The organism is Sodalis sp. (in: enterobacteria), assembly GCF_051710625.1.
Lineage (GTDB): Bacteria > Pseudomonadota > Gammaproteobacteria > Enterobacterales > Enterobacteriaceae > JBPESN01.
Genome location: NZ_JBPESN010000039.1, coordinates 1 through 10,919 on the forward strand (window position 1 = coordinate 1; position 10,919 = coordinate 10,919).

Consider the following 10,919-nt stretch of genomic DNA (forward strand, 5'->3'; position numbering starts at 1 on the left):
CTCACGTATTTCGATTTGTTCCGGGGTTATGGGAGAGGCTTTTGGCGTTTTCCCCTGTCGCTCATCACGCAGTTGTTTTACCCATTTCGTCATCGTAGAAAAGCCGACGTCCATGGCTTTTGCTGCTTGCGCGGCGGTGTAATTTTGGTCGACAACCAGTTGAGCGGATTCGCGTTTGAATTCAGGACTAAAATTTCTTCTTTTCATTGGTGCACCCGTGTTGTTCTGAGGTGAGCATATCACCTCTGTTCAGGTGGCCAAATTCAGTGTGCCACTACAGAACGGCGAACGCGGTTACTGGCGCGCGGCAGCCTGGGCACGAATGCCCCGGACCATGGCTTCCAACCCTTGCGATCGGGACGACGTCAGGTGCTGGGTAAGCGCCAGCGCGTCGAAAAAGGACCGCACGTCATAGGCAACAATCTCCGCCGGCGTCAGCCCCTGATAGAGGATAAACACCATGGCGATAAGCCCTTTCACAATGGCGGCGTCGCTGTCGCCGTACAGCTGGACGCTGCCATCGGCCTGGGTCGACAGGACAATCCATACCTGACTTTGGCAGCCGCCTATCAGATTATCCGGCGTGCGCATCTCCGCCGACAGCGGCGGTAGTTGCCCGCCCAGTTCAATAATATACAGATACTTCTCTTCCCAATTGCCGCAGCGGGAAAAATTGCGCAGCAATTTATCTTTATCAGGCAGATTCGCCATCGTTACGTGCTCCCCTGTCGGCTATCAGCCCAGCAAACGCTGCACCCGCACCAGACCGGCCACCAGCCGGTCAATATCGTCGCGATCGGTATACATAGCAAGCGACGCACGGCACATACTCGCCACCTGGAAATAGGCCATCAGCGGCATGGCGCAGTGGTGGCCGGTGCGGATGGCGATACCGTATTGATCGAGGAAGCTGCCCACATCATAAGCATGGTGTTTCCCCAAATTGAACGCGATAACGCCGGTGCGATCGTCAGGCCCGTACAGGGTCAGGTCCGGCACCTGCTGCAACGCTTCGAGCGTATAGCGCATCAGTTCGTGCTCATAGGCTTGAATGCTGTCCAGCCCCCCCTGTTCAATATAGGCGATCGCGGCGCCCAGCCCCATCATGCCGGCGGTATGGGGCGAGCCTGCCTCAAAACGCCAGGGCGCATCGTTGAAGGTGGTGCCTTCGGTCAAATCGACGGTGCGAATCATCGAACCGCCGCCTTCCCAAGGCGGCATGGCGTCCAGCAATGCTTTCCTGGTGTAGAGAATACCAATACCCGTCGGACCATAGATCTTATGGCCTGAGAACACATAAAAGTCGCAATCCAGCGCCTGCACGTCCACCTGCTGATGCATGACGCCTTGCGCGCCGTCTACCAGCACCACCGCGCCGCAGGCTGCGCGCACTTTAGCGATAAGTTCCGGCAGGGGATTGAGGGTGCCGAGCACATTGGAAACCTGGGTGACGGCAAACAGGCGGGTGCGATCATCAATCAACGCCGGCAGTTTGGCTACGTCAAGCGTGCCGTCGGGCAACAGCGGAATATAGCGCAGCAACAGCTGCTTTTCTTCAGCCAGCATTTGCCAGGGAACAATATTGGCGTGATGCTCCATCTCGGTGATAAGAATATTATCGCCGGGCTGAAGATGCTGCCGTCCCCAGCTATTGGCCACCAGGTTGATGCCTTCGGTGGCGCCTTTAACGAACACGATTTCATCCGCCGAGGCAGCATTAATAAAACGCGCCACCTGTTGACGCACGTTTTCCATGCGGGTCGTGGCTTCGCTGCTTAAGGTATGAATACCGCGGTGCACCGCGGCGTATCCCTGGCGATAATAGTCGCTTTCACAATCGATCACGGCGTTAGGCTTTTGCGCACTCGCCGCGCTGTCGAGATAGGTCAGCGGCTTATCGTTTACCTGCCGCGCCAAAATGGGAAAGTCAGACCGGATTCGCGCAATGGGATAGGTCATACCGCCACCCCCTGTAAAGCATCGGCGATACGCGCCAGTACCGTGTCGCGCACCCCTTCGTCGCCAATCGCTTCCGTCACTTCCGCCGCGAAAGCATAAATGATCATCTGCTGGGCGTCTTCACAAGTGATGCCGCGCGAACGCAGGTAAAACATCTGCTGCTCGTCGATTCGCCCCACGGTGGCACCATGACTGCATTTCACGTCATCGGCATAAATTTCCAGCTGCGGTTTGGTGTCCACCTCCGCCAGGCGATCGAGCAGCAGATTATTATTGGTCATCTGACCGTCGGTTTTCAGCGCATGCTTGGCCACTTTAATCAGGCCATTGAACACGCCCTTGCCGCGATCGCGGGCGATCACTTTGTGCAGCTGGCGGCTCATGCAATGGTTTTTATTGTGCTCAAGATAGGTGCGGGTATCGCTTATATCCTGCCACGACGGCAACAGCAGGCTGTTTATCGCCAGATCAGCGCCTTCGCCGTTCAGCTGCGCGCTGGTCTGATGTCGGGTCAATCCCGCGCCGAGAATAAAAGTGCTGCTGCGCACTACCGTATCGCGGCCCACGCTGATATCGTTATGGCTAAAGTGATAGCTGGCGCGGCTTTCAAAAGCCAGTTTAATATGGCTCAGGTGCGCATTATCACCGACCGCCAAAGTGGTACGGGCGCCGCTAAAATGCCCCTGGGCATCGACGCTGGTGAAATGTTCGATAATTTGCCCCTGCGCACCGGACTCGATATTGATATGATGGCGGTAATGCAGCGTGCTCAGCGCTTCTTTGTCCTCACTGCCCTGGCTGATATGCAGCAGATACAGCGGGCGCTGCGCCGCTTTGCCCGCCGGCAGGCGGATGCGGGTGGTTTCCTGACTCAGGCTTTCGGTCAAATGCAAAAACACCTCCGGCTGAATGGGCGCAGGCAGCGCCCGACGGGCGGCCCCTTCCTCCACCTCGATTTGCCACAGGCCAGTATCGCTATCGCTCAGCGTCGGCGCAAAGCGGCCATCGACAAACACCAACCGGTAGACATCCAGCGTCAGACTGAGGGCATCGCGCACGGCAGCGGACACCGCGCGGGCGGTGGCGGGCGCAAAGCGGTGCGCCAACAGTCCGTCAAGTGGGGTGTATTTCCAATGCTCGTGCTGGCGGGTGGGCAGCCCCAGACGTTCCACGTCCCTCCAATGGGCGTAAGCCTCGGCGGAGCGCCCCGCGCTCTGACCGGCAAACAATTGGTGCCATTGAGTCAGCGCGCGGGCGTTACTGTTGTTCGGTAAGCCAGCCATAGCCTTGCTCCTCAAGCTGTTTCACCAGGGAAAAATCTCCGGATTTCACAATGCGGCCCTGATATAGCACATGAACGTGGTCGGGTTGGATATAGTCCAGAATACGCTGATAGTGGGTGACGATAATGAAGGAACGTTTGCCGTCACGCAGGGTATTTACGCCGTGGGCGACAATCTTCAGCGCATCGATATCCAGACCGGAGTCCGTCTCATCCAGAATGCACAAATCCGGCTCCAGCGCTGCCATTTGCAGGATATCATTACGTTTTTTCTCGCCGCCGGAAAAGCCCACGTTCACCGACCGGGTCAGCAGATCGGCCGGCATTTTCAACAGTTCAATCTTGGCGTCGATAAAATCAGCAAAATCGAAGCGGTCCAGCGGCGGCTGTTCGCGGTATTTGCGCACAGCATTGACGGCCGTCTGCAGGAAAAACTGGTTGCTGACGCCCGGGATTTCCACTGGGTATTGGAACGCCATGAACACGCCTTCGCCTGCGCGCTCTTCCGGCTCTAGCGCGAGCAGATCACGACCTTTGAACATGACGTCCCCGGAGGTAACCTCATAATCTTCGCGCCCGGCAAGCGTCGCGGATAGGGTACTCTTCCCGGAGCCGTTCGGCCCCATGATGGCATGGACATCGCCGGGTTTCACTTCTAGATTCAGTCCCTTGAGGATTACGTTGTCTTCCACGCTGACGTTCAAATCTTTAATCGATAACATGTTTCATTTTTCCTTTAACCCGACCTGTCGAGCCGTCCGGGCAGCAAACGCGGTAGCGTGGCCCTTAGCCCACGCTGTGTTCAAGGCTGATAGCCAGTAATTTTTGGGCTTCCACGGCAAACTCCAGCGGCAGCTCGGAGAACACATCCTTGCAAAAGCCGTTGACGATCATCGAAATTGCATCGTCTTCGCTAATCCCGCGCTGGCGGCAGTAGAACAGCTGATCTTCGCCGATACGCGAGGTCGTCGCCTCGTGCTCCAGCTGCGCGGTATTATTGCGCGCTTCCACATAAGGAAACGTATGTGCGCCGCATTCGCTGCCGATAAGCATGGAGTCACACTGGGTAAAATTACGTGCGTTGGTGGCAGTCGGCATGATTTTCACCAGCCCGCGATAGGTGTTTTCACTCTGGCCGGCCGATATCCCCTTCGAGATAATGGTCGAACGGGTATTTTTGCCGATGTGGATCATCTTGGTGCCGGTATCTGCCTGCTGGCGGCCGTTGGTCAGCGCGACCGAGAAGAATTCCCCCACCGAATTGTCGCCGCGCAAAATCACGCTCGGGTACTTCCAGGTGATGGCCGAACCGGTTTCGGACTGCGTCCAGGACATTTTGGCGTTTTCACCCGCGCACAGCGCACGCTTGGTGACAAAATTGAGAATACCGCCCTCGGCCTCGCTGCCGGCGAACCAGTTTTGCACCGTGGAATACTTCACTTCAGCATCTTTCAGAACAACGACTTCCACCACTGCCGCATGCAGCTGATAGCTGTCGCGCACCGGCGCCGAGCAGCCCTCAATATAGCTGACATAGCTGCCCTCATCGGCAATCAGGACAGTCCGCTCAAACTGGCCGGTTTTGGCGGCGTTGATACGGAAATACGTCGACAGCTCCATCGGGCAGCGCACACCTTTCGGCACATAAACGAATGTCCCGTCGGAGGCGACCGCCAAGTTGAGCGCGGCAAAGAAGTTATCGTTAGCGGGTACCACGCTGCCCAAATACTGGCGCACCAGTTCGGGGTGCTCATGGATAGCCTCACCGAAGGAGCAGAAGATAATCCCCTGCTCCGCCAGCTTATGGCGATAGGTGGTGGAAACCGACACCGAATCGAAAATCGCATCGACCGCGACCTCACTGCCTTCGCGTACCGGCACGCCGAGCTGGTTGAACGCTTGTTCCACTTCATCGGTCAGGTAGTTTTTTGCCCCTTCCGCGCCGGACTGCTGCGTAGCGCCGGGCTGAGAGTCGCACGTATCATCGCAGGCGCCGCACGACGGTGCCGAATAGTAACTGTAATCGTTATAGTCGAGCGGCTTGTACTTGGCTTTCAGCCAATGCGGCTCGTCCATTTCCAGCCAGGCGCGATAGGCATTGAGGCGAAGCTCCAGCATCCACTCCGGCTCATCGCGTTTCGCCGAGATAGCGCGCACCACGTCTTCACTGATGCCGTGCGCCAGTTCTTCGGTGGCCAATTGGGTAAAGAAGCCTTCTTTGTAAGGCTCGCTTTTCACCCAGGGCTGCGTTGCGTCAATCGCCTCGGGGGTGTCAGTATTGCTTCGTGCCATAATGATTCATCGCTCAAAGGCCAAAGCTTTCGCCGCACCCGCAGGCGTGCTGAGCTTTGGGATTGTTAAATTTGAATACGTGGTTCAACCCTTCCTGTACGTAATCCAGTTCCGTGCCATCAATGAAAGGCATTGCTTTTAGCGGCACATACAGCCTGGCGCCGTCATGTTCGTAGACGAGATCGCTGTCATCGGTCTGGGTAACCTTCTCCACGACATAGTTGAAGCCGGCGCAACCGGACTGTTTCACGTTAAGCCGCAATCCCAGCATGGAGGGGTCGCTTTCTACCAGGTGCAGAATCTGACGGGCGGCGGAATCGGTTATCGTCAAGCCGCGCCAGATATTCTCCTCCAGGGAGAACGTCTCAACCTTATTGTCTACTTGCATCAGGTTTACCTCATGACGTTACAAGCTGATACTCGGAAAACCCGCCTATGTTAAAGAGTTGTATTTTTTCTTCAACCTTGACCTTTATAGGTGAATAGGCCGTTTTATGGGAAATAGCTGTAGTTATCGCCGGCAAGCACTGTGTTTAGCCGCTATTCCCATTATTTTTCTAGGGCTATTTCACCGCTAATACCCTGATTTTCCGTATGTATGAAAAGAAAAGATCATTTTTTTAATATTAAAACTTTCTGCCCCGTGGCTAAAGCGAATATTCATAAAAATAAACCATTTTTATAACAGGTGAAAAAATAATTCGTCATTTTCGCTCAGTAAATAGTTAATAGGAAAATAACCCTAAAATGCGATGGAAATAAGTGTAGCGGCGCTGTTGTCTTTATTTGATGATAATTATCATTAGCGTAGCTGCTGGCCGATTACTCTTTTCAATAGTGTCTTCAATTATCGGGGTCAAGGCGCCCTCTCTGGTATTGATAACAATTGTATCACAAAAGCACCGACGGCGGCAGGCTCTTCTGTGCCCCGTCCGGACAGCGTTATAGGTAAAGCCCTCGCGCCGCCTCCCCTTTGGCTAACTGTCCGTTGACGGGTTGGCGTGCCCCGGCCGCCTCTGGCGCAACCCGCCGTCGGTGCGCTAAATCAGCTAAGCTCCCTCCGGGTACATTTCTGATTTCCCTAATCCAGGTGTAGCGCTATGCTGCATCCCTTGGTGATTTCCCGCTGGATCCTGTTATGCCCACGTCCGACCGCCCCGCCGCGTCACTCGCGGCACCAGAGTTGAATAAGCGCATCATCCCTATCGTCTTCTTTGCCTTTATTTGCTATTTGACCATTGGTATTCCCCTGGCCATCCTGCCGGGCTTTACACACACCACGCTGGGTTTTTCGACCCTGCTCGCCGGTATCGCCATCAGTCTGCAATATTTCAGCACCCTGGCCAGCCATCCCTATGCCGGCCGCTGCGCCGATCTGCTGGGACCGAAGAAAATCGTTCTCATCGGCCTGCTGTGCTGCGCGTTGAGCGGCACCTGCTATATGATGGCCCGCGCTACCCCTGCCCGTCCAGTGCTCAGTCTCAGCTGCCTTTTTACCGGCCGGCTGTTGCTTGCTGGGCGTTGGAGAAAGCTTCGCCAGCATCGGCTCCATGCTGTGGGGAATTGGCGCAGTCGGACAGCGGCACACCAGCCGCGTTATTTCCTGGAACGGCGTGGCCACCTCTATGGCGCAATCGCCGTTGGCGCGCCGCTGGGGGTGTTTCTCGAACATCTCGGCGGGTTAACGCTGGTCGGCGAATTTATCCTGTTTGCCGGTATCGGCGCCTGGCGGGTCGCACTGCGGCGTCCCGCGGTCAGCGTAAGCGCCGGCAGGCGTATTCCGTTTACCGCAGTCGTAGGCAAAGTCTGGCTGTTTGGTCTGGTACTGGGTCTGGGACCGCTGGGTTTTGGCGTCATCGTCAGCTTCATCACGTTATATTTTGTTGAACGCGGCTGGAGCGGCGCCGCCTTCGCCCTGACGCTGATGAGCTGCGCGTTTGTCGGGGTAAAATTGGTGCTGGGCAACGGTATCGGCCGTTTTGGCGGCCGCCGGGTGGCACTGCTGTCTTTTGTGGTTGAAACTGCGGGGCTGCTGCTGCTCTGGGCGCCGCCGGTTGCGGCGATAGCGAGTCTCGGCGCGCTGCTGACCGGTGCCGGTTTCTCGCTGGTGTTTCCAGCGCTGGGGGTGGAGGTTATGAAACAGATCCCGACACAAAATTAGGGCACCGCACTGGTCACCTACTGCGCATTCCTCGATCTGGCGCTCGGCGTGGCCGTGTCTGCTGCCGGCCTGGTGATGTCTCATCCTGGGCATGTCGTGGATCTATCTGGCCGCCGCGCTGATGGCGGTGCTGCCGGCGCTGTTGACGCTGCGGTTAAAGCAAACGGCGCCGGCGTAAATTCACTGTAACGGCGCCGGGCGCAGCCGCAGCCGTTCGGCCCGTCCAGAACGGCGGTGGTCAAGCGGGAGACGCAGGTCAGCTGCGCCGTATCGTCGGAAATGTGAATATCCCACACCTGGCGCGTGCGGCCGAGGTGAAACGGGCGGCATATCGCGCGCACCCCGCCGTCATAAACGCTGTGCAGATGATTGGCGTTGATATTAAGACCCACGATCCGCTAGTCCTCGCGGGTGCAGAGATAGCCGGCGGCGGAGCCTACCGTCTCCGCCAGCACCACTGAAGCGCCGCCATGTAAGATGCCGAAGGGCTGGCCGGGTGCGTTCATCTAGCGGCATAACGGCTTCCAGCTCATACTCTTCCAGCCGGGTGTAATGAATCCCCAGATAACCTATCATGCATCCCCGGGCTATCTGATTAAATCTCTCCAGCGACGGCGTACGCGTCCAAATCATGCGATGAGCTCCAAAAGCGCCTGTAACAGATGGCGAAGGCGCTTTCACCCTCGATATGCTTTACCTGACTGCGGCAGGAATAACCGGTCGCCAGGCAGCGGCCGCGCGGCAGCTGTGCAAGTTGTTGTTGCCAGGAGAGCGCATAGATACCGCGCGAATGGGCGTAATTCGCGCTCCCGTGACCGTAGGTGCCCGCCATGCTGCAGCGGCCGCCGTTGACAGGCTCCAGGGGGGCGCCGTAGCGGGCGAAAATGTCGCGCCATTGCCGAACGCTTGCCGGCAATTGTGTGGCTTCGGTACAGTGGCCGAACAGATACCAGGGCGCAGCCTGTGGCGCCGATTCGGGGACGTGGGCCCGCGACAATGCATTGTCGCTCTCCGGCATGCCGGCAAGCCATTCATGGACCAATTGCACCTGGAATTCGCCACGGTCGGCGCCCAGCACCTCGCGATATTCATCGCGATAGCAGAGCACCAGCGCCGGGTCAACCCCCACCATCGGCAGTCCTAGTCGCGCCGTACGGTTGAGAAAATCTGCCGTACGCCGGGCAGTACGGCGAAGCGCTGCAAAAACCCTTTGATATGCTGCGCTTTGCCGTTGGGGGGAAAAAGCAATAATACCGGTTTCAGCCCCAGTTCCATCACTAGACGGGTAAAATCCGCTACCACGCGCGCATCATAATAGCTGGTAAAGGGATCCTGAACGATAAGCACATGGGATTGGCGCTGTTCGGTGGGCATCCGCTCTAGCGCGTCCAACCTGGGCTGCGTGTTGAGAATGTCTGCCGCCTGACGACGCAACGGCGGCTGCGACAGCAGCGGCACATCCACCATCCCCACGGCTCGCTCGCTCAATGTGCGCACCACAGACCATTTCAGAAAGAAATTGAACGTCGCTGGCGCCTGCGCCATGAGAGGCGTATATCCCTCTACGCCGGCCACCAGATAATCACGCACCGGACGTAGATACCGGCTGTGGTAAAGCTGCAAAAAGCGCGCGTGGAAGCCTGGTACATCAATTTTGATCGGGCACTGGCTTGAGCAGGCCTTATAGGCCAGGCAGCCGGACATCACGCTTTTTACCTCGTGGGAAAAATCGTACTCGCCGCGCCCGCCAACTGTTGCCGACCCGGGCGACAACGTCTCGCAGCGTGGCCATCCCCTGCGGCAACGCCTGCTCCAGCTGGAGCGGATCGACGCCCTGCTGTGCCAACAGCCGCAGCCATTCGCGAACCAGCGGCGCCCGTCTCTTCGGTGAATGGATGCGATTAGCGGTGATTTTCATCGACGGGCACATCGGACTCAGGGTGTCAAAGTTAAAGGACAAACCGTTGCCATTGCACTCCATTGCGCCGCGCCAGACACCGCGCACCGTCACGGGGATTTGACGATCGAAGGTGCCGCGTTTGACCGCATCCACCGTCAGCATCGGCGCATCGTTCGTCAACGGCGGGCATATTTTACCGGGATTCAACCGATTGTCGGGATCGAAGGCCGTTTTGATATGGCGTAATTCCTGATACAACACGTCGCCAAAAAACACCGGGCTGTATTCGGCGCGAAACCCCTTACCGTGTTCGCCCCACAGCAGACCGCCATATTTGGCGGTCTGCGCCACGATGCGATCGGGCAGTTGCTTCATCAGCACTTCCTGCGCCGGATCGCACATATCCAGCGCAGGGCGCACGTACAGAACGCCGGCATCCACATGGCCGAACATGCCGTAGCTGAGCTGATGGCTGTCGAGCAGCGCCCGGAATTCGGCGATATAATCCGCCAGATGCCGGGGCGGAACGCAAGTATCTTCGGCAAACGGGATGGGTTTTGCCGAGCAGTTCTACCGCTTTTTTGCGCATGGCGTAAATACGCTCGATTTCCGCCATCTGTCCGCACAGCTGGTAACCGATAACCCCGGCCTCGCCGGCCGCCATCAAGCTATCGAGCCCGGCGCACAACGTCGCGAGTTGACTGTCTATCAGGGCGCCATCATCGCCGGCGAATTCCACGATGATCAGCCCCTGCATCGTCTGACCGGGGACATTTTCAATCAGCTCGCGCACCGAGTCCCAGACGATATCCTCCCGCACCAGACTCAGCACCTTGGAATCGACGGTTTCCACCGATAGCGCATGGGCTTCCAGCATAAACGGCGCATTGCGCAGCGCGGAATCGAAAGAGTCATACTTCACATTGGTTAAATGGCGCACCTTCGGCAGCGGCGTAATATCCAGCGTCGCCGCGGTGATAAACGCCAGCGTGCCCTCGGAGCCGGTGAGGATACGCGTCAAGTCGAAGGTTTGCAGATCGTCGCTGAAGACAATGGCGCAAATCATAGCTGGTTAAAAACCGATTAAGATCGGGAAATTTTTCCACGATCAGGCTGCGCTGTTGCAGGCAGCGTTCCACCACCGTGCGATAAATGTCACCGATGCGGCCCGGCTGCGCCGCTGACGTCGGTATCGCGCTGGTCTCAAGCCGTTGGGGGGGGGGGGGGGGGGGGGGGCGGCGGGGGGCGCGCGGGGGCCGGCCGCGGGGGGGGGGGGGGGGGGGGGGGGGGGGGGCGGGGGGGGGGGGGGGGGGGGGGGGGGGGGG

8 protein-coding genes and 2 pseudogenes are annotated in these 10,919 nt (G+C 57.8%); 1 reads left to right on the top strand and 9 read right to left on the bottom strand.

What is annotated here, in order from left to right:
* The 7 genes from ACTBDU_RS10555 to sufA form a co-directional block, all read right to left on the bottom strand.
* On the bottom strand, positions 1 to 207 hold a 207-nt coding region (locus ACTBDU_RS10555; RefSeq protein WP_438806437.1), incomplete at its 3' end, for a transposase.
* Between the two features lie 87 nt (positions 208 to 294).
* On the bottom strand, positions 295 to 711 hold the full coding sequence (gene sufE / locus ACTBDU_RS10560) for a cysteine desulfuration protein SufE (RefSeq protein ID WP_438806438.1): 417 nt from the start codon (positions 709 to 711) through the stop codon (positions 295 to 297).
* A 24-nt stretch (positions 712 to 735) separates the two neighbouring features.
* Complete coding sequence (sufS, locus tag ACTBDU_RS10565; protein WP_438806439.1) at positions 736 to 1,959, bottom strand: cysteine desulfurase SufS; 1,224 nt, start codon at positions 1,957 to 1,959, stop codon at positions 736 to 738.
* Positions 1,956 to 3,242, bottom strand: a complete 1,287-nt coding sequence (gene sufD, locus ACTBDU_RS10570) for a Fe-S cluster assembly protein SufD (RefSeq protein WP_438806440.1) — start codon at positions 3,240 to 3,242, stop codon at positions 1,956 to 1,958. The genes sufS and sufD overlap by 4 nt, the downstream gene beginning before the upstream one ends.
* The gene (gene sufC / locus ACTBDU_RS10575) at positions 3,217 to 3,963 is read right to left on the bottom strand and encodes a Fe-S cluster assembly ATPase SufC (protein ID WP_438806441.1); all 747 of its coding nucleotides are present in this window, start codon (positions 3,961 to 3,963) and stop codon (positions 3,217 to 3,219) included. The genes sufD and sufC overlap by 26 nt, the downstream gene beginning before the upstream one ends.
* A gap of 64 nt (positions 3,964 to 4,027) precedes the next feature.
* The gene (sufB, locus tag ACTBDU_RS10580) at positions 4,028 to 5,533 is read right to left on the bottom strand and encodes a Fe-S cluster assembly protein SufB (protein WP_438806442.1); all 1,506 of its coding nucleotides are present in this window, start codon (positions 5,531 to 5,533) and stop codon (positions 4,028 to 4,030) included.
* Between the two features lie 13 nt (positions 5,534 to 5,546).
* Positions 5,547 to 5,921 carry a Fe-S cluster assembly scaffold SufA gene (sufA, locus tag ACTBDU_RS10585; protein ID WP_438806443.1) on the bottom strand — a complete coding sequence of 125 codons (375 nt, stop codon included), beginning with the start codon at positions 5,919 to 5,921 and terminating at the stop codon, positions 5,547 to 5,549.
* A gap of 795 nt (positions 5,922 to 6,716) precedes the next feature.
* Here sufA and ACTBDU_RS10590 point away from each other — a divergent pair.
* Positions 6,717 to 7,694, top strand: a complete 978-nt coding sequence (locus tag ACTBDU_RS10590; RefSeq protein ID WP_438806444.1) for an MFS transporter — start codon at positions 6,717 to 6,719, stop codon at positions 7,692 to 7,694.
* A gap of 224 nt (positions 7,695 to 7,918) precedes the next feature.
* Here ACTBDU_RS10590 and ACTBDU_RS10595 read toward each other — a convergent pair.
* Positions 7,919 to 8,327: pseudogene (locus ACTBDU_RS10595) on the bottom strand (hotdog fold thioesterase); the annotation flags it as partial.
* A pseudogene (locus ACTBDU_RS10600) lies at positions 8,324 to 10,807 on the bottom strand (FAD-binding and (Fe-S)-binding domain-containing protein); the annotation flags it as partial. The pseudogenes ACTBDU_RS10600 and ACTBDU_RS10595, both read right to left, overlap by 4 nt.
* Positions 10,808 to 10,919: the final 112 nt, after the last annotated feature.

Bases quoted from the DNA above. Each gene is read 5' to 3' on its own strand.
- sufE (WP_438806438.1), bottom strand. From the start codon at position 711: ATGGCGAATCTGCCTGATAAAGATAAATTGCTGCGCAATTTTTCCCGC.
- sufS (WP_438806439.1), bottom strand. From the start codon at position 1,959: ATGACCTATCCCATTGCGCGAATCCGGTCTGACTTTCCCATTTTGGCG.
- sufD (WP_438806440.1), bottom strand. From the start codon at position 3,242: ATGGCTGGCTTACCGAACAACAGTAACGCCCGCGCGCTGACTCAATGG.
- sufC (WP_438806441.1), bottom strand. From the start codon at position 3,963: ATGTTATCGATTAAAGATTTGAACGTCAGCGTGGAAGACAACGTAATC.
- sufB (WP_438806442.1), bottom strand. From the start codon at position 5,533: ATGGCACGAAGCAATACTGACACCCCCGAGGCGATTGACGCAACGCAG.
- sufA (WP_438806443.1), bottom strand. From the start codon at position 5,921: ATGCAAGTAGACAATAAGGTTGAGACGTTCTCCCTGGAGGAGAATATC.